The sequence below is a fragment of the Natronolimnohabitans sp. A-GB9 genome, assembly GCF_030848565.1.
In the GTDB taxonomy this organism is placed as follows: Archaea; Halobacteriota; Halobacteria; order Halobacteriales; family Natrialbaceae; genus Natronolimnohabitans.
The window spans coordinates 88,395-106,106 of the sequence record NZ_JAVDDV010000001.1 but is presented as its reverse complement, the minus strand read 5'-3'; the positions used below and the strand labels follow the sequence as shown (position 1 = coordinate 106,106).

At 62.7% G+C, this 17,712-nt stretch carries 16 protein-coding genes and 3 pseudogenes; 13 read left to right on the top strand and 6 right to left on the bottom strand.

All coding sequences use genetic code 11. The annotated features are described in order from the left end of the window. The first annotated feature begins 144 nt into the window (after positions 1 to 144). The 10 genes and pseudogenes from RBH26_RS00520 (at position 145) to RBH26_RS00475 (ending at position 8,013) form a co-directional block, all read left to right on the top strand. Entirely contained in the window at positions 145 to 963 is an 819-nt protein-coding gene (locus tag RBH26_RS00520) for a DUF5821 family protein (RefSeq protein WP_306755853.1), read from the top strand. Positions 964 to 1,101: 138 nt separating this feature from the next. Then, a complete protein-coding gene (locus tag RBH26_RS00515; protein WP_306755852.1) occupies positions 1,102 to 1,806 on the top strand; it encodes an RNase P subunit p30 family protein in 705 nt (234 codons plus the stop codon). Next, the gene (locus RBH26_RS00510; RefSeq protein ID WP_306755851.1) at positions 1,790 to 2,458 is read left to right on the top strand and encodes a class I SAM-dependent methyltransferase; all 669 of its coding nucleotides are present in this window, start codon (positions 1,790 to 1,792) and stop codon (positions 2,456 to 2,458) included. Before RBH26_RS00515 ends, RBH26_RS00510 begins: the two co-directional genes overlap by 17 nt. Continuing rightward, positions 2,455 to 2,796, top strand: a pseudogene (locus RBH26_RS00505) (Rpp14/Pop5 family protein); the annotation flags it as partial. The gene RBH26_RS00510 and the pseudogene RBH26_RS00505, both read left to right, overlap by 4 nt. Before the next feature lie 160 nt (positions 2,797 to 2,956). Then, positions 2,957 to 3,121, top strand: a pseudogene (locus tag RBH26_RS00500) (ribonuclease P); the annotation flags it as partial. A 4-nt stretch (positions 3,122 to 3,125) separates the two neighbouring features. Next, positions 3,126 to 3,878: an archaeal proteasome endopeptidase complex subunit alpha gene (gene psmA, locus RBH26_RS00495; protein ID WP_306755850.1), complete on the top strand. Its 753-nt coding sequence runs from the start codon at positions 3,126 to 3,128 to the stop codon at positions 3,876 to 3,878. Positions 3,879 to 4,035: 157 nt separating this feature from the next. Next, on the top strand, positions 4,036 to 4,761 hold the full coding sequence (locus tag RBH26_RS00490; protein ID WP_306755849.1) for a ribosome assembly factor SBDS: 726 nt from the start codon (positions 4,036 to 4,038) through the stop codon (positions 4,759 to 4,761). Between the two features lie 301 nt (positions 4,762 to 5,062). Next, positions 5,063 to 6,364, top strand: coding sequence for a GTPase HflX (gene hflX / locus RBH26_RS00485; protein ID WP_306755848.1), 1,302 nt, complete (start codon positions 5,063 to 5,065; stop codon positions 6,362 to 6,364). Positions 6,365 to 6,496: 132 nt separating this feature from the next. Further along, positions 6,497 to 7,657 (top strand): thiolase family protein, encoded by a 1,161-nt coding sequence (locus RBH26_RS00480; protein ID WP_306755847.1) that lies wholly within the window; start codon positions 6,497 to 6,499, stop codon positions 7,655 to 7,657. Next, positions 7,654 to 8,013, top strand: coding sequence for a nucleic acid-binding protein (locus RBH26_RS00475; RefSeq protein WP_306755846.1), 360 nt, complete (start codon positions 7,654 to 7,656; stop codon positions 8,011 to 8,013). The genes RBH26_RS00480 and RBH26_RS00475 overlap by 4 nt, the downstream gene beginning before the upstream one ends. Here RBH26_RS00475 and RBH26_RS00470 read toward each other — a convergent pair. Further along, a complete protein-coding gene (locus RBH26_RS00470) occupies positions 8,010 to 8,795 on the bottom strand; it encodes a hypothetical protein (protein ID WP_306755845.1) in 786 nt (261 codons plus the stop codon). The two genes, RBH26_RS00475 and RBH26_RS00470, sit on opposite strands and share 4 nt — an antisense overlap. Positions 8,796 to 8,923: 128 nt before the next feature. Here RBH26_RS00470 and RBH26_RS00465 point away from each other — a divergent pair, with 128 nt between their 5' ends. Continuing rightward, positions 8,924 to 9,682, top strand: coding sequence for a ribonuclease H-like domain-containing protein (locus RBH26_RS00465; protein ID WP_306755844.1), 759 nt, complete (start codon positions 8,924 to 8,926; stop codon positions 9,680 to 9,682). A gap of 12 nt (positions 9,683 to 9,694) precedes the next feature. On the opposite strand, the gene RBH26_RS00460 is transcribed toward RBH26_RS00465, so the two are convergent. Then, positions 9,695 to 9,985 carry a HalOD1 output domain-containing protein gene (locus RBH26_RS00460; protein WP_306755843.1) on the bottom strand — a complete coding sequence of 97 codons (291 nt, stop codon included), beginning with the start codon at positions 9,983 to 9,985 and terminating at the stop codon, positions 9,695 to 9,697. Between the two features lie 614 nt (positions 9,986 to 10,599). Here RBH26_RS00460 and RBH26_RS00455 point away from each other — a divergent pair. Together RBH26_RS00455 and RBH26_RS00450 are read left to right on the top strand one after the other, a co-directional pair. Beyond that, positions 10,600 to 10,848 (top strand): annotated as a pseudogene (locus RBH26_RS00455) (pterin cluster protein); the annotation flags it as partial. Between the two features lie 121 nt (positions 10,849 to 10,969). Then, positions 10,970 to 11,989, top strand: coding sequence for a rhodanese-like domain-containing protein (locus RBH26_RS00450; protein ID WP_306755841.1), 1,020 nt, complete (start codon positions 10,970 to 10,972; stop codon positions 11,987 to 11,989). Between the two features lie 185 nt (positions 11,990 to 12,174). Here RBH26_RS00450 and RBH26_RS00445 read toward each other — a convergent pair whose 3' ends face one another. The 4 genes from RBH26_RS00445 to RBH26_RS00430 form a co-directional block, all read right to left on the bottom strand. After that, on the bottom strand, positions 12,175 to 13,968 hold the full coding sequence (locus RBH26_RS00445; protein ID WP_306755840.1) for a PQQ-binding-like beta-propeller repeat protein: 1,794 nt from the start codon (positions 13,966 to 13,968) through the stop codon (positions 12,175 to 12,177). Positions 13,969 to 14,277: 309 nt separating this feature from the next. Next, positions 14,278 to 16,110 carry an acetyl-CoA carboxylase biotin carboxylase subunit gene (locus RBH26_RS00440; protein WP_306755839.1) on the bottom strand — a complete coding sequence of 611 codons (1,833 nt, stop codon included), beginning with the start codon at positions 16,108 to 16,110 and terminating at the stop codon, positions 14,278 to 14,280. Positions 16,111 to 16,388: 278 nt separating this feature from the next. After that, a complete protein-coding gene (locus RBH26_RS00435; RefSeq protein ID WP_306755838.1) occupies positions 16,389 to 17,216 on the bottom strand; it encodes a carbon-nitrogen family hydrolase in 828 nt (275 codons plus the stop codon). Between the two features lie 61 nt (positions 17,217 to 17,277). After that, a complete protein-coding gene (locus RBH26_RS00430; RefSeq protein WP_306755837.1) occupies positions 17,278 to 17,703 on the bottom strand; it encodes an SRPBCC family protein in 426 nt (141 codons plus the stop codon). Positions 17,704 to 17,712 lie beyond the last annotated feature (9 nt).

Here is a 17,712-nt window from a genome sequence, read left to right as displayed (position 1 = left end):
TACAGCGATTCACTCCCCCGATTACGTTGCTGAGATGACGAGATCTGGGACAAAAATTACCGTCGTCATCGCTGTATACGATGTTATGGTGTGCAATCGGCCGCCAAAATTAAGTAATATCCGTTCGTTTACTTCTGTATAGACATGGCTTCGAATTTACTCAATCATCAGATTGACGATATCCTCGAGTCCGTTCTCGAGGACGCGACCGGAGACATCTACATGATCAACCCGTCGGGGGACGCCATCGAGGAGTTCGTCTCCGTCGCGACCGGGTTCGACGGTGAGCGCCCATCGGTCCACATGCTCGCCGACGAGCGCACGCTCAAAGACGTCATGGACGATTTCATCGTCGCATCGAACGCTGCCGATCTCATCAGCGAGGACGTCCTCGCGCTTCGCACGCTCGAGCAAGCGCCCGAAAACTCCCTGCTGGTCACGGAAGACAGCGTTATCGCCGTCGTCCACGCCGGCGACCGCGTCGGCGGCCTCATCACCGACGACGAGAGCTTCGTCGACGACACGTACGATACCTACACGGCCCGCTGGGAGGACGCCTCGCAGTTCAACCTCCGAACGCCGCCGATCACGGACGTCCGCGAGACGCTTTCCGAGGAGATCAGCCCCGACGCCGAGGCGGACTTCACCGCGATCCTGAACTCGCTGGAGACCGCCCGCGGCGACGGCGACGGTCTCGACGAGGTCACGATCTCGCTGCTCGTGGCCGCGAAAAACGAGGCGCTGCTGTACGACATCAGCAAGTGGGGCGAGGACGTCGGGATCGCCAGCAAGGCAACGTTCAGCCGCACGAAGACCAAGCTCGAGGACATGGGTCTAATCGACACCGAGAAGGTCCCGATCGACGTCGGCCGTCCACGACTCCGCCTGAAGATCGGCGACGAGCGCCTGCAGGAAGCCGACAACGGCCAGCTCGCGACGGTCGCACAGTCGATTCTCAACTAAACCGTTTTAACTGCGGTCTATCGCGGTCGGATACGATGTGACTGCCTGCGCTCCCGGCCGTTCCCTTTCGGTTTCGACCGCGGGGTAGCGCCGAAGCATGACGCAAACCCCAAGTCGACGCCGTGAGAGGATTCGAGTATGTACGAGGCCGTCCACGCCCAGCCAGACGGGGAGCGTTCGGTCGCCGAGATCGTCGAAACGGCGGCCGACTACGGGTTCGAGGGCGTGGTCGTTCGGAATCACCACGACTCGAGGGCAGACTACGACGCCGACGCGCTCGGTGCGGAGTACGGAATCGACGTCGTCTCCGGCGTCGAGATTCGCGCCGACGACCAACAGGAGGCCAGTGGCTCGGTCGGAAACTACCGGAACACCGAGACGATCGTCGCGGTCCACGGCGGGACGACGGCGTTGAACCGCTTTGCCGTCGAAACCGACAAGGTCGACGTGTTGTCCCATCCGATGGCCAACGGCGGCGACGTCAACCACGTCATCGTCAAGGCTGCCACCGAGAACGGCGTTCGCCTCGAGTTCGACCTCTCCGGAGTGCTCCGACAAAGCGGGGGCCGTCGTGTCAGGGCCATCCAGTCGTTGCGGAAGCTCGCGGAACTCGTCGACCACTACGACGCGCCCTACGTCGTAAGCGCGGAGCCGACTTCCCACTTCGAGTTGCGTGCCCCCCGCGAACTACAGGCCGTCGGCGAACAGCTGGGCTTCTCGAAGGAGTTCATCGAGACCGGGCTGACCGAATGGGGCCGTCTGGCCGAGCGCAATCGCTACGTACAGTCCGAGTCGTTCATTGAGCCGGGAGTCGAACGTGGGAGGTATGAAGAAGAGCCGTGAGGAACACGCCGCCCGTTTCGACGAGAAAGCCGGCGAGTACGACGAGTCGAAATCCGAAGAGTACCGTGCCTGTGCGAACCTCGTCGTCGAACACGCCGCTCCGGCGGCGGACGACACCGAGTCGACGGACGTCGTCCTCGACCTCGGGACGGGGACGGGCGCGATCGCACTCGCGCTTGCCCCCGACGTGAAACGGGTCGTCGGCCGCGATATCAGCGAGGGGATGATGGCGGAGGCCGAAGCGAAGGCCGACGAGGAGGGCCTCGAGAACGTCGAGTTCGACTACGGGAGCTTCCGTGAGCCCAACTACGATGGCGACGTGGATATCGTTACCTCGAACTTCGCACTCCATCACCTTTCGGACGAGGAGAAACGCGAGGCGATCGACGTCGTCGCCGCTCTCGAGCCACGAAAATTCGTCCTCGGGGACGTGATGTTCTTCGGCGAGCCCGATCCCGACGAGCCGTTTTACTCCCCCGAGGTCGACGACCCGGCGACCGTCGGCGTCCTCGCAGACGCCTTCACCGACGCGGGCTTCTCGCTGACCGCGGTCGAACGCGTCCACGACCAGGTCGGCGTGCTGGTCGCCGAACGGACGCCGGCCGCAGTCGAGGCGCCGTCCCCCGAGGCGGAGGACGACGTGGACGCATGAAACACCTCCCGAAACACCTCCAGCCGCGTTGGCGATATCTCGCCGTCTCCCTCGAGAGCCTGCCCGACGTCTCGATCAGCCGCCGAGCGTTCCAGCGGGAGTGTTGGTACGCGGCCCAGAACTTACTCGGCGATCCTGGAAGCGCACGCGCCGATATGACCGTCGTCAGGTTCGCGTTCGACGACGGACACGGCAAAGCGATCGTTCGAGCCCGTCGTGGCGAGTCCGAGCCAGCCCGCGCGGCACTCGCCTGCATCGACGAAATCGACGACGCTCCCGTTGGACTCCGGGTCCGTGGTATCAGCGGGACGATCCGTGCTGCCGAGCAGAAGCATCTGCGAACTTAAGTACGGTGCCGGACTCGAGAGTTCCCCCCGCTACCGTATAGATATCATCAACCTAACAAGACGGTTACCGCGTCGCTGACGCCCAGAAGCGGCGTTTATTGTGAAGATCTCTCCTTGAATACCTTGAGTCTTCGCGTAGCGGACACAGCCATCGCGGGAAGAAAACTATTTAGGACGCCGCGGGCAACTTTCCAAGGAGAGAAACGTCGTGTTCGGGAACGAGGAGCGAGTCGCCGTCGTCTGCGATGGATCCCCAGACGTGCGACTCGATGAGGCGTTTGCGGGCACGACAGACCTCGATTACGATTTAGCGTGATACTATGCAGGGACAAGCCCAACAGCAGGCGTACGACCGCGGCATCACGATCTTCTCACCGGACGGCCGGCTCTACCAGGTCGAGTACGCTCGCGAGGCCGTCAAGCGAGGAACAGCGAGCATCGGCGTTCGGACTGCAGACGGCGTCGTGCTCGCCGTCGACAAACGAGTCCCCTCCCCGCTGCTCGAGGACTCGAGCGTCGAGAAGATTCACAAGGCCGACGACCACGTCGGCATCGCCAGCGCCGGCCACGTCGCCGACGCACGGCAGCTGATCGACTTCGCGCGCCGCCAGACGCAGGTCAACCAGCTTCGCTACGGCGAACCGATCGGCGTCGAGACACTGACCAAAGAAGTCACCGACCACATCCAGCAGTACACCCAGGTCGGCGGTGCCCGACCGTTCGGTGTCGCCCTGATCGTCGGCGGTATCGAGAACGGCGAGCCGCGCCTGTTCGAGACCGACCCATCGGGGACGCCGTACGAGTGGAAGGCCCTGGCCGTCGGCGCAGACCGCGGCGAACTCCAGGACTACCTAGAAGAGAACTACGAGGACGAAGCCGACCTCGACGGCGGCATCGCCCTCGCACTCGACGCACTCGCCTCGGTCAACGATGGCTCCTTGCTGCCAAGCGAGGTCGGCCTCGCGACGATCGACGCAGAGACCGAGTCCTTCGAGCAGTTCGACCACGACAAGATCGAGTCCCACCTCGAGGAGAACGACCTCCTCGACGAGGGCGACGAAGACGCCGAGTAATCGAGCCACCGACGTCGACGGCCGTCGTGATCGACCGCCGTCGTACGGACTACCGATGTGCCGGCTGACCGCAGGACGATCGCGGTCGCGCCGGAACTGACTTCCAGCAGTCCGTATCAGGAAAAGCTCTTTTAATCGGCCGGGGAAAGTTCCCGGTATGATATCTCTAGACGAGGCAGTGACGGCGCAACTCGAGTCCCACGGGGCGCGCTTCGAAGTGTTGGTCGACCCGGACGCGGCACTCGAGATCAAACGCGGCGAGTTCGACGGCGAGTTAGAGGACGTTATCGCTGCCGAAGACGTCTTCGAGAACGCCTCGCGCGGCGACCGCCCCGCCGAAAGCGATCTCGAGAAAGTCTTCGATACGACCGATCCCCTCGAGATCATTCCGGAAGTGATCAAACAAGGAGAGATCCAGATCACGGCCGAACAGCGCCGCGAGATGCAAGAACAGAAACGCAAACAGCTGATCGACACCATCGCGCGCAACGCGATCAACCCGCAGATGGACAACGCCCCCCATCCGCCCGAGCGCATCGAGAACGCTCTCGAGGAAGCCGGCTTCACCGTCGACCCGATGGAACCAGTCGAGAGCCAGGTCGACGACGCACTCGACGCGCTTCGGCCAGTGATCCCGATCCGGTTCGAGGAGGTGACGGTCGCGGTCCAGATTCCCGCCGAGTACGCCGGCAGCGCGCAGGCACAGGTCCGTCAGTTCGGCGAACTCGAGCGCGAAGAGTGGCAACCCGACGGCTCGTGGATCGGCGTCGTCACGTTCCCCGCGGGGATGCAAAACGACTTCTACGACGTCGTCAACGAACACTCGAGTGGGAAAGCGGAAACGGAGATCATCAAGGACAAAGACGATCTGAAAACACGATAACGGTCGGGGTGTCGCCGAACGAGAGACGTCACACGGCAACGCGAGTACGGCGGCGATACCATCGAGCACGGGATTCAAGACGGTCCGGGGCGTACCGATAGCTATGAGTAGCGTTCGTCCAGCGACAACGGAGGTGACCGACCGGCATCCCTAGTGTGGCCGGACACCTCCTGTCTCGAGCGCGGGGCCGTCGCGAACGGCACGCGCAAGCGACGGTTCGCCGGACCGACCAGCTGCTCGTCTCACGTCGTCACGAGCAACCACGTCCGAGCGAGAGTTACAAACACGTCCTCACAACCGCATGAAAGCGATCATCGCCAAGCGCGTCGATTCAGGAACGCCCGATACGAGTGAAATCCGAGACCTCGCCGAGGCGGCGGGCTATACCGTCGTCGGCGAGATCACCCAGTCCCGGAAGGCCGATCCGGCCCTTCAGCTCGGCGAGGGGAAAGCCGAGGAACTCGCCGACGAGGTCGCCGTAACCGGTGCGACGACCGTCATCTTCGACAATCGGCTCGGTCCCTACCAGACGTACAACCTGGGACAGCTCCTGCCGGAGGGTGTCGAGGTCATCGACCGATTTACGCTGATCCTCGAGATCTTCGGCCAGCGCGCCCAGACGCGGAAAGCACAACTCCAGGTCGAACTGGCCGAACTCCGGTACGAACTCCCCAGAGCCGAGGCCAAGACCAGCCTCGCTAAACGCGACGAACACCCCGGCTTCATGGGGCTGGGCGAGTACGACGAGAGCCGCGAGCAGGACATCAAAAACCAGATCAGCCGAATCAAGGACGAGCTCGAGCGCATCGAGCAGACCGAGGAACACCGCCGGGAGCGCCGGCGTGATTCGGGGTTCGATCTGGTCGCGCTCGCTGGGTATACGAACGCCGGGAAGTCGACGCTGTTGCGTCGACTCGCGGCCGATCTTGACGTCGAGGAGAACGAGGATCTCCACCCCGATCTGGACACGACCGCGGAGTCCCAGGACAAACTGTTTACGACCCTGGGAACGACGACTCGACGTGCGGACATCGAACCGCGTGACGTGTTAGTGACCGACACCGTCGGGTTCATCAGCGATCTGCCCCACTGGCTCGTCGAGTCGTTCAAGTCGACGCTCGACTCCGTCTACCGAGCCGACCTGGTCTTGCTCGTCGTCGACGTCAGCGAGGATATCGACGAGATCCACGAAAAACTCGTCACCTGTCACGACACCCTCTACGAACGCAACGAGGCACCGATCGTCACCGTCCTCAACAAAATCGACAAGGTCGACGAAGAGGAACTCGCGGAGAAACGAGAGGCGTTGTCAGCACTCGCGCCGAACCCGGTCACTGTCAGCGCTCGCAAGGGAACGAACGTCGAGAAGCTACTCGAGCGTATCGACCGCGAACTCCCTGATTGGGAGGAAGAACGGCTGCTGTTGCCGATGACCGACGACACGATGAGTGTCGTCTCGTGGCTCCACGACAACGCACACGTCGAGGACGTCGCCTACGGCGACGAGGACGTCGTCGTCTCCTTCGAGGCCCGTCCCGCTGTCATCTCACAGGCACGCTCGCGGGCAAGCGAGTTGCGGACCGCGGCTGCGGAGTCGGCATAACGGACGACGGATCGTCGGTTGTGACGTGGTCCTCGATACTCTCCCCCATGCCATTTATCATCAACATACATAATTATTCGCAATCGTCGTCCGACCCAATATTATAAACCGTTGTTTGAAGTCCAGTAAGATATGGAACGTGTTGCGATTATCGGTGCGTCGATGACCCAGTTCGGACAACGCGAGGGCGAGTGGATCCTCGATCTCCTCGCAGAGGCCGGACTCGAATGTCTCACGGACGCAGGTGTCGACGCGGCGGAGGTCGAACACCTGTACGTCTCGAATATGGCAAGCGGCGAGTTCGAAGGACAGACGGGAGTCCCGAACGCGTTGGCTCACGATCTCGACGCGATGCCGGCCTACACCCAGCGGGTCGACCAGACGAGTTCCAGCGGTGGCGCTGGCATTTATGCCGCCTGGCAGTCGGTGGCAAGCGGCGCCAGCGACATGACGTTGCTCGTCGGCGGCGAGAAGATGACACATCGGACGACCGGCGAGGCAACTGACGTCATCGCGTCGCTGACCCACCCCGCCGAGTACAAGACCGGCGTCACGCTTCCCTCTTTCGCGGGCCTGACCGCACGTCACTACCTGGAACGGTTCGATGCGCCCCGGGAAAGCCTCGCGAAGGTCGCGGTCAAAAATCACAAGAACGGCGTCGATAACCCGAAGGCCCAGTTCCAGAAGGAGATCGACATGGAGACTGCCCTCGAGTCGCCGATCGTCGCCGATCCGCTTCGGCTGTACGACTTCTGTCCGATCACGGACGGGTCGGCGGCGTTGATGCTCTGTCCCGAGGAGGTCGCCCAGGAGTACACCGACGACTACGTCGTCATCTCGGGAATCGACGGCGCGACCGACACCCACGTCGTTCACGAACGCGACGACCCAACGATCATGGGCGGCGTCGTCGAGAGCGGTACGGGAGCCTACGAGATGAGCGGCTACGGGCCCGACGATATCGACGTCGCTGAACTCCACGACATGTTCACCATCCTCGAGTTCCTCCAGATGGAGGGGCTGGGCTTTGCCGAACAGGGCGAGGCCTGGCAGTTAGTCGAGGAGGGGTACACCGAGCGTGACACCGGCGAGTTGCCGATCAACACCTCCGGCGGCCTCAAATCGAAGGGCCACCCGCTTGGGGCGAGTGGCGTTGCACAGGGTGTCGAGATCTACGAACAACTAATGGGCGAAGCCGGCCCGCGACAGGTTGAGGCCGACGTCGGCCTGGCCTGTAACGTCGGCGGCTTTGGTAACTGCGTTATCACCACGATCATGGAGGCAGCACGATGACCATGGAAGCGTACAAGTACGAAGACGGTTCGATAAGCTACCCCGGCCATCCGCGTGGCCCCGGCGGCGCGGAGCCGGTCGAAACAATCGATTTAAGCGAGTACACCGGCGAAGTCGTCACCTGGACGACCTCGATGGCCACCCCGCCCGGTGTCCGCGAACCGAACACGCTCGCGATCGTCGAGTTCGAAATCGAAGGCGAGACGGTCCGTGCGATCGGGCAGGCGACGACCGACGAGATCGAAACCGGTGACGAGGTCGAACCCGTCTACGTCGACGAACTGCGCGAACCCGGCGCCGGTATCCGCGAACCCGAAAGCCAGGACTGGGACGGCTATCGGTTCGAGCCGGTCTAGGACTCGTTTTCCCCGTCGGAGCCGGTGTCAGCGTCGGCACCGTCGCTCCCGTCGGAATCGTTCGACCCGTCGTTCTCGTCATCGTCAGTTGCGGCCTCGTCCCCGTACCGATCTTTCAGCGTCTCGAGTTCGGCGTCGACGTCGACGTGGGACTCGGCGGCATCGTCGGCATCGGGTTCCCCGTCTTTGCGGGCGGTTCCGCCGCTGACTTCGTCGACGGGCCCGTCCTCGATATCGATCCGAATCGTCTCGCTCGAGGACGCCGTGTCGTCTCTCGGCTCGAGGTCGCGGTCGGTACCGGCGTCACCGGACGTCTGCAGACGGCTGTCGACGTCGTCACGCAGTTCTCGCGCTTCGGAGAGCAACTCGCGAGCCCGATCGTCGGCGGGCAGCGATCCGTCAGACGCCGCCTGCTGCAGCTGTGACAGGACGGTATCGAGTCGAGAGAGCGTCGTCCGCCGAAGCTCGGTCGCCCGATCGCTCGTCGCACTCGCGGCCTCGTTCGTTCGATCGCGGACCTCCCGCTCGGTCCGGGCGAGCCGCAGCGCACGCTGGAACCCCTCGAGTGCGCGGACGCTGGTCTCCAGTACTGCGATCGTGGCTGGGATCGCGATTTCGTCTGTAAACCGCAGGAGCTCCCGCGGTGTCGGCGGTCGCGGACCCGGCGGCCGAAACGGACGCCGGGACTGGCGCTGGGTCGACTCGAGTTCCGCACGCAGGTCGTCGACCGTCCGCGTGAGTTCGCGAACCGTCTCGACGAGTTCGTCGTCGTGGTCGGCCATACCGTGGGTACGACCGCCGGGATGAAAAGTCGGCCGTTCGCTCGGGTCGGTTCCCGTCGGCCACACCGAAGATCGCTGTACCGAACCGATCCAATCGCTTTTAGTTTACGCGACTCCCCGACACTGGTGTGCGAATCGAGAATAGCTTCATTCCCGTTCGCGGCGTCGGGGAAACCACCGAACGCCGACTCTGGCGCCAGGGGATCACCCACTGGGAGGAGTTCAATAGGACCACCAGCGTCGTCGGTGACACCGTCGCCGACCGTATCGAGTCGTTCATCGAGGAGGGGTGGACCCACCTCGAGCGCGGCGACGTCTCCGTCTTCACCGAGGCGCTGCCGGCCTCGAGTCGCTGGCGGTGTTACGAGAACGTCAGCGAGGAGACGTGCTTTCTGGACATCGAGACCACCGGTCTCGACGCGAGCACGAACGACGTCACGACCGTCAGCGTCCACCGCGGCGGCGAGACGAAGACGTTCGTCAAGGGACGCGATCTGACGGCTCGACGGCTCGAACGCGAACTCGCGGATTCGTCGCTGCTGGTCACGTTCAACGGACAGCGTTTCGACGTTCCGTTCCTCGAGACCTGTTACGATCTCGAGGTGACGACGCCACACGTCGATCTCATGTACCCCTGCAAACAGCTCGGTCTCGACGGGGGGCTGAAAGCGATCGAGCGCGAACTCGGGATCGATCGGGATATGCCCGATCTCAGCGGCCGCGATGCCGTCCGCCTCTGGCACGAGTACGAGAACGGCGACGACGGTGCACTCGAGACACTCGTCGAGTACAACCGAGCGGACACGCGCAACATGGAGCCGCTGATGGAGATCGTCGCGGATCGACTCCACGAGACCGTCTTCGAGGCGGCTTGCGAAGGCGAGTAGCGATCGTTTCGGTCACCGGGTCCGCGTTTCCTCGCGAACGTCGACGTCGCCGTCGCTCGTGACGACGACGTGATAGCCGGAAAACTCGAACTCGACCCGACCGGTGCCACGGCTCGTCCCGTCCTCTCGGGGCGCAAACAGCGCCTCGAGAGCCTCCGGGTTGATAACGTCGTACAGTGCGTCGTACTCCGGTGGCTCGATCTCTGTCGGATCGACGCCTTCTCGTTCGGCGATGGCGGCGATCACTTCGTAGCAGACCGAGTCGGTCGTGGTGGCATCCGAGCGGTCGACTGAGAGTAGCATTGCTCGGACGGTTTCAGTCGTTGCTCATAAATCCTCTGTCCTCAACGAACGCTTGCTGTACTCATCTATACTCTAACGTGCAAACATATACACTGGAGTATATATTCCTGTCTTATAGAGAAATAATGTTATGTATTTCAGTACATATTGAACAATTCAAGCGATAGTATTCACAGTACAGGCCCTGATTGTGATACTGTCGAACAGCAGTCAGACGGTCTCCTGTCGTCACTAACCGCCGATCGCTGACCCCACCCTGGCGATCGGCGGGAACTCGGTACAGGAGTCCGTATCAGTGACTTATCGGTCGCGACGCCACGGCTGTCCCCGCGGCGATAGCCCAGCCGCGCGACCGATCGTCGTATCGTGCTGTCCACCAGTAAGAACGGCCGAAAACGGTTCTGTAGGCTACTCGTGTAGTGGCGTCGACCGACTCGTCCACTGGAGCGGTCTGCCGTAGGTGACTCGAGCGCGAGCGGGCAGCGTTCAATCCGACCTCGGACGGACGATCTTCGATCATCGGATCAAGTACTCCATTAGCCGAACATATTCGCCTGGGAACGTTCGTGGCTGGAGGATCTAGCACCAAACATGCCAGCCGAGAGCCAGTCCCGATGAGCGACCGGACGCAACCAGAGACGACCGTCACTGTCCGTTGTACCGGCCACGTCCGCGAAGCTGTCGGCCAGCACGAACTCACGTTCACCTTCACTGGAACGCGCCTACGAGAGTTCCTCGAGTCGTTTTTCGACGCATACGACGTCGAAGAGATGCTGATCGCGGAGACGGAGGCCGACGCGACGGCACACGGCTGGGCCCCGGTTCCCGACGACCTGCCGGGGACCTGGCGGAAGAACCCGAAGGCGAACAGACCAGGGGTTGATCTGCGTAGCCACGTATCGCCGACGCTGGGAAACGTATCCCGGCATTATTAATATTGTCTAGTATAATAACAATTATAAGTAAATAGTTGAAGGTGTTAGTATGAATCGATCACGACGAGCCGTGCTCAAGTCTGGTGTCGGTGTGTTATCGGTAGGGATACTGGCTGGTTGTTCCGACGAAACCGAAAGTGATGGATCAGCATCGACCGACGATGCCGATCCCGAGAGTTCCGACCCAGCGGATTCGGAGTCGGATGCCGGAGACGAAGACGAGAAGACGGAGGAGGAGTCGGCGGACGATTCGGATCCCGAGCCGGCGGACGAACCACTCGAGTTACTCGCGGAAGGCGCTGTCGACCACATTCACGCGTGTAGCCACGCGAAGTTCGACGAGCGAGAATCCCTCGAGGCAGGCGACTCGACTGCCGACGCACCGACGATCGACGAGACTCACACGATCTGGGACGTCAGCTATCAGGGGGACCACGGACAGGTCGTCTTCGATGCGGCCGCCCATCACCGCTCCGGTCCGTTCGTCTTTTATACTGCCAACGGGACGGCCTACGCCGTCGTCGGCACCGAACTCGAGCGCGAAGCCGTCGACGACGATACCTGTGACCTGCTCGATCGGTACGTCGTCGTCGAACCTGACGACGGTCAGATCGAACTCGTCCTGACGGACGATTCGGAACTCGAATTCGATCAGCCGGACGAGGCCGACGAAACCGATTCGGACGGAACCGGCGAGGACGGATACGAAACGTACGACGTCAACGGAACAGCCGTTCCCCTCGCACCCACGGACGACGTGTTCGAGTGGTACGAGGACGACGACGAACTGATCGTGGTCGACGCCCGCTCGGAGACGGCCTACGAACGAGTTCACATTCGCGGGGCCGTCGTGAGCCCGGCACCCGACGGACGAGAGACGGACGATCCACTCGACGACGTTCCGACGGATGCCCGGATCGTCACGTACTGTCCGTGTCCGCATACGCTCGCGGGTCATCGAGCTGCTTCGCTCATCGAAGACGGATACACCGAGGTGTACGCGCTAAAAGAGGGACTCCAGGAGTGGATCGACCGCGGCCATCCGATCGAAGGAACGGACGTCAACTGAGACGGAACACTGTGTCGATTTCCCGGTGTAACCGTCTACAGGTCCCGATCACACCGGAACCGACGAACAGCTGACAGCCTGATACTGCCGGACAGCACACTGCACGCACCGATCGCGTCTCGATGCCTGAGGTCCCGCGACGACGTCTCGAGTGCGATCAGATTTTCCTGACTGTTGTCAGCGTGTTACTGTCTTCGGGCCGATTCGTCCTCGAGACGACGCTTCAACAGATAGCTCGCGCCGCCGATCCCGGAGAGCGTTCCGACGATCCCGAAGCCTGGCATGCTGTCGTCGTCATCGCTGTCCGGATCGACGACGGATACCGTCTTCGTCGTCGAGTCGGAGACGGAACCGATAGTCACAGTGAGTGTAACGTCGTATTCGCCGGGCTCCTCGAACGTGTGGGCTATCGTTTCACCGGTTTTCGGGAGCGATTCGACGTCCGGCGACGTCCACTCGTAGTCATCGATATCACCTCCCGATCCCGCCGCGTCGAACGTCGCTTCCGTGTCGATCTCTGGTTCCGACGGATCGACGGTAAACGTCGCCTCGGGGCCTTCGATCGCCCGCTCGACCCACTCGTGGTGGTTTCCGAGCGTCCCGCGATTGAGACGCGACCCCTCGCTCGAGCCATCGACGCCTGCGTTGACCGCATAGACGTTGACGTCTTCGCCGCCATGACCGCCGTCGGCGCCGATGTAGAGTGTACCGTCGACGACCGTCGGCGACGAACGAATGTTTCCGTCGGTCTCGAACGTCCATACCTCGCTCCCGTCAGTGGTATCGATAGCGTAGATGTTTCCGTCGTAACTGCCGGCGAAGACGACACCGTCGGCGACTGTCGGCGACGACTCGATCGTGTTTCCAGCCTCGAACGACCACTGCTCGGTACCGTCGTCGGCAGCCAGCGAGTACAGTCGGGAGTCTCGGCTGCCAATATAGACGCTTCCGTCGGCTGCGGTTGGTGACGAGCGGACGACGTCGTCGGTTTCGAACGACCACTGTTCAGTGCCGTCGTCGGCGTCGATCGCGTAGACGTTCCCGACCGGTTCTGGCTCTGATTCTCCCGCCTGCTCGACAGACAGCGTTTCTACCGTCCGCGTGCTGGTCGAACGGGACCCCGGTTCGGTTCGAAGATCGGTGCCGTCGTTCGTGTCCAACCAGCGAGGATCACGCATGGCACTCGTCGTCGCCAAAGTCGTCGTCGGCTCCCTCGAGGCGGTCGTCACCTCGCCGTCGTCCGGAACTCGTGAGTCGGCGTCGCCGACGTAGACGGTTCCCTCGTATACGGTCGGGGACGAGGCGACGTAGTCGCCGGCCTCGAACGACCACTGTTCGGTGCCGTCGTCGGCGTCGATCGCGTAGACTGTCGCTTGCGCCTCGTTGAAAAACGATCCGCTGCCGATATAGACGGTGCCGTCGGCGACTGTCGGTGCGGAGACGACCCAGTCGTCGGGGTCGGAAAACACCCACTCTTCGGTACCATCGTCGGCGTCGATCGCGTACACGTTGGAATCCTTCCCGCCGACGTAGACGGTACCGTCTGCCACAGTTGGCGACGACCAGACGTGCTCGAACTCCGCATCGACGTCGGTCTCGAAGACCCACTCCTCGCTACCGTCGGCCGTGTCCAATGCGTACACGTTCCCGTCGTTGCTGCCGACGTAGAGCGTACCGGTGACGACTGCCGGCGACGAGACGATCAGCCCTTCCGTTTCGACCGACCACACCTCGGTGCCGTCGTCGGTATCGATCGCATAGACGATCCCGTCCCGGCCTCCAACGTAGAGGACGTCATCGACGACGGTCGGGGACGAGCGTGTGATCCCGAACTCGGTTTCGAACGACCAGTACTTCTCGCCAGGACCGACCTCGTCACGGGAGGTGGCCGCCGTGACACTCGAGAGCCCGACGGCGCCGGCGGCGCCAGCAGCAGTCAACTGGAGGACGCCGCGCCGATCGATCGACCGGCGATTCATCGATCAACCACCGCTGGACGGTGCCAGAGTCGCAGTATCGATACCTTGCTGTGTTGGTTTCTCACCGTCGAAGGATAAGTCCGAATCATAGTACCGTACTGATGTTAAAATAAAACTATAATTTAATACTTTCGAATATTAAATTGTGTATTGTTGTTAACAATCGGCGAGCTAAGAACACCGACTCGAATCCGAAGCCCGGCGGAGGGGACACTGAACCTGTCGCTACGGTCGACCGTGACCGACCCTGGTCGAAGGAAGCGATGACTCGGCGAAACGACGGACGAAAAATCGAGTGTTGCTTCGGCGTTACTCGAGAACGACGAGCGTATCGCCCATGTCGACGCTCTGTTCTTCCTCGACGGGGATCTCGGTGACAGTGCCGCCCCGTTCGGCGACGATGTCGTTTTCCATCTTCATCGCCTCGAGGACGACCAGGACGTCGCCAGCGGCGACCTCGTCGCCTTCCTCGACTTCGATGTCTAAGATCGTCCCCTGCATCTCGGCGTCGACGGTCTCGCCGCTGCCCTCGAGTTCGGCGCCGCCGCTCTCGCCGCCTGCGGGCTGGGGCGGTTCGGCCTGGCCGCCGCCGACGTCGACGTCGCCGGCCGGGATGGCGGGCGCGCCGTGTTCCTCGAGTTCGACCTCGAAGCGCTTGCCGTTGACCTCGACGGTGAACTCGCGTTCGACGCTTTCCTCATCGTCTGTCTCGCCGTCACCGGTGTCACCGCCCCACTGCTGTTGGGCGTCCTCGATGCGGCTCTCGTCGAGTTCCTCGTCTAAGTACTTCGTCGTGTGCGTGCTGGCGACGAACTCCTCGTCGGTGAGCATCAGTCGGTGGAACGGGATGATCGTCGGGATCCCTTCGATCTCGTACTCCCGCAGGGCACGCAGCGAGCGCTCGATACACTCGTCGCGGTCCTCGCCCCAGACGATCAGCTTCGCGATCATCGAGTCGTAGTCGGTGACGAGCTCGTCGCCTTGCCGGAGCGCGTCGTCCATACGGACGCCGACCCCACCCGGCGGATCGTAGGTCTCGAGCGTGCCACCGGTCGCGGGCGCGAAGTCGTTGGCCGCGTTCTCGGCGTTGATCCGGAACTCCATCGCGTGGCCGTCGATCTCGACGTCGTCCTGTTCGAAGTCGATCTCCTCGCCGGCGGCGATCTTGATCTGTCGTTTGACGATGTCGATGCCCGTGATCTCCTCGGTAACGGTGTGTTCGACCTGGATCCGAGTGTTGACCTCGAGGAAGTAGAAGTTCGCGTCGGGACCGAGCAGTTCGCCCGCCTCGCGGTCCTCTTCCTCGACGAGGAACTCGACGGTGCCGGCGTTGGTGTAGTCCGCGGCTGCGACCCCGCGTCGGGCCGCTTCGCCGATCTTCTCGCGCAGTTCGTCCGAGAGGGCCGCCGACGGCCCCTCCTCGATGACCTTCTGATGACGGCGCTGGAGCGAGCAGTCGCGCTCGCCCAGATGACGGACGTTGCCGTGCTCGTCGGCGACGATCTGGACCTCGATGTGGCGGGGCTGTTCGAGGTAGCGCTCGAGGTAGACCGAGTCGTTGTCGAAGTAGGCTTCGCCCTCGCGCTGGGCGCTCTCGAGTTGGTCCTCGACCTCGCTTTCGTCCCAGACGACCTTCATACCGCGGCCGCCACCACCACCCTCGGCCTTGATGGCGATCGGGTAGCCGTGTTTCTCGCCGAACTCCTTGACCGCCTCGGGTTCGGTAACGGGGTCGGTCGTCCCGGGAACGATCGGCACGTCGGCCTCGTCCATGATCGTGCGGGCCTTGGTCTTCTCACCCAGCGACTCCATGGCGTCACTGGACGGGCCGATCCAGGTGATCCCCTCGGCGTCTTCGACCTTGCTCGCGAACTCCGCGTTCTCCGCGAGGAAGCCGTAGCCGGGGTGGATGGCGTCGGCGTCGGCCTTGCGCGCGGCCTCGATGACGGCCTCGTGGTCGAGATACGAGTCGGCCGCGCGGGCAGGCCCGACGTTGTACGCCTCGTCGGCATATCGCACGTGACCCGAGTCTTTGTCGGCCTCGGAGTAAATTGCGACGGTACCGATGTTCAACTCTTCACACGCCCGCATCACGCGAACGGCGATCTCTCCTCGGTTCGCAACGAGAACCTTCCTGAACATTCCTGACTGAACCACACGCGAACCCACTACGTTACTTTTTCGCAACTGATCGAGTAGCACCCCAGTTTCGGCTCTCGAAATGGAGTCACGAAAGGGACGTGGACGAGGAAGAGGAGACGAGGACGCGGATGTGGGACGCTCGTTCCCGGGAAACGAGCGCGTGCGACGGGCCGGAGCGACGCGCGATGCCGGTCGTGACGTGAAAAGCGCCGTAAACCGGCACTACGATAAAAAGGCCTCACGGGATAAAAAGTCAGCGGTACGAACGCCGGTTGCGGCTACAGTCGCCGGTCTCGAAGCGCCGGGAACTCCTCCCGGACGCGGTCGACGGCCCCGAGGTCGAGATCAGCGACGACCAGTGTCGGCTCGTCGCCGCTCGAGGCCAGCGTCGTCCCCCAGGGATCGTAGACGGTCGATCGGCCAAGTAGCGTCGCGTCCGCGTCCTCGAAGCGACCAGAGCCGTTGATCGCCGCGACGAAACATTGATTCTCGATCGCACGAGCCCGCGAGAGCGTCTTCCAGTGTTCGACGCGCGGATAGGGCCACGCGCTCGGGACGAGAATCAGCCGCGCGCCTGCATCGACCAGTCGCCGGTACAGTTTCGGGAACCGGAGGTCATAACAGGTCGTCGCGCCGACGGTGACGCCGGCAACGGTCGCCGTCTCGATGCGCTCGCCAGGCACCAGCAGCTCCGATTCGGCCGACTGGTAGCCAAAGAGGTGGTGTTTCCGGTAGACCAGCCGTCGTTCGCCGTCGGCGTCGAACAGCGCGGTGGTGTTAGCAAGCCCCTCGTCGGCGGGTGTCTCGACTGTTTCGGTCGCCGCCAGGTCCTCGACGATGCTCCCCGCGAGGACGGCGATCCCGCGGTCGGCCGCCGCCTCTCGTATTCGCGTGACGGTCTCGCCCTCGAGTGGTTCGGCGAGTCGGTCGTAGCTGTCGAAAGCGAAGAAGCCGACGTTGAACAGCTCCGGCAACGCGATCAGGTCCGCACCACGATCTGCGGCCCGTGAGATGGCCTCGAGCGCTCTGTCGACGTTTGCCTCGACTGCGGTTGGTTCGATCTCGAGCTGTGCGAGTGCGAGTCGGAACGTGTCGTCGGTCGTCATCGGTGTCGATGTTCGCCATCGCCGGTCGTTTGTGTCACGCTCATCACTCCTCCGATCTGGTCTACCGAAGATCTCGCTCGAGGGCTCGCTGGAGGTTGCGGAGTTCGCCATCGAGGTTACGCTTGAAGAACTTCTCGACGCCCGGCAGTTTGCCGTCGACGACGAATCGGTTCTCGAGGCGCGTACCGCCGTCTGCTTCGACGATCTCGTGTGTGCCGGTGACGTCCAGGACCTTCGATTTCCCGACGAACTCGACGTACTCGGGTGGGGTACGCGTGATGTCTTCCGTTTCGACAGTGACCGTCTTTCGGACGAGCGGAATCGGCAGTTCCACGTGCCAAGTGACCCGTCGTCCCTCGGGGTCGTTGACGGTATACTCCTGCACGACGCTGATCGCGCGCGCGCGGTTCTCCGGGTCGGCGATAAAGTCCCAGACGCGTTCGGGGGATGCCGACAGCTCGAACGACCGGTCGACGCGTACAGTCATGAGACTAAC

Coding starts and splice junctions, on each gene's coding strand:
- RBH26_RS00440 (WP_306755839.1), bottom strand. CDS start 16,110: ATGTTCAGGAAGGTTCTCGTTGCGAACCGAGGAGAGATCGCCGTTCGC.
- RBH26_RS00510 (WP_306755851.1), top strand. CDS start 1,790: ATGAAGAAGAGCCGTGAGGAACACGCCGCCCGTTTCGACGAGAAAGCC.
- hflX (WP_306755848.1), top strand. CDS start 5,063: ATGAAAGCGATCATCGCCAAGCGCGTCGATTCAGGAACGCCCGATACG.
- RBH26_RS00430 (WP_306755837.1), bottom strand. CDS start 17,703: ATGACTGTACGCGTCGACCGGTCGTTCGAGCTGTCGGCATCCCCCGAA.
- RBH26_RS00490 (WP_306755849.1), top strand. CDS start 4,036: ATGATATCTCTAGACGAGGCAGTGACGGCGCAACTCGAGTCCCACGGG.
- RBH26_RS00445 (WP_306755840.1), bottom strand. CDS start 13,968: ATGAATCGCCGGTCGATCGATCGGCGCGGCGTCCTCCAGTTGACTGCT.
- RBH26_RS00515 (WP_306755852.1), top strand. CDS start 1,102: ATGTACGAGGCCGTCCACGCCCAGCCAGACGGGGAGCGTTCGGTCGCC.
- RBH26_RS00475 (WP_306755846.1), top strand. CDS start 7,654: ATGACCATGGAAGCGTACAAGTACGAAGACGGTTCGATAAGCTACCCC.
- RBH26_RS00435 (WP_306755838.1), bottom strand. CDS start 17,216: ATGACGACCGACGACACGTTCCGACTCGCACTCGCACAGCTCGAGATC.
- RBH26_RS00520 (WP_306755853.1), top strand. CDS start 145: ATGGCTTCGAATTTACTCAATCATCAGATTGACGATATCCTCGAGTCC.
- RBH26_RS00450 (WP_306755841.1), top strand. CDS start 10,970: ATGAATCGATCACGACGAGCCGTGCTCAAGTCTGGTGTCGGTGTGTTA.
- RBH26_RS00460 (WP_306755843.1), bottom strand. CDS start 9,985: ATGCTACTCTCAGTCGACCGCTCGGATGCCACCACGACCGACTCGGTC.
- RBH26_RS00470 (WP_306755845.1), bottom strand. CDS start 8,795: ATGGCCGACCACGACGACGAACTCGTCGAGACGGTTCGCGAACTCACG.
- psmA (WP_306755850.1), top strand. CDS start 3,126: ATGCAGGGACAAGCCCAACAGCAGGCGTACGACCGCGGCATCACGATC.
- RBH26_RS00480 (WP_306755847.1), top strand. CDS start 6,497: ATGGAACGTGTTGCGATTATCGGTGCGTCGATGACCCAGTTCGGACAA.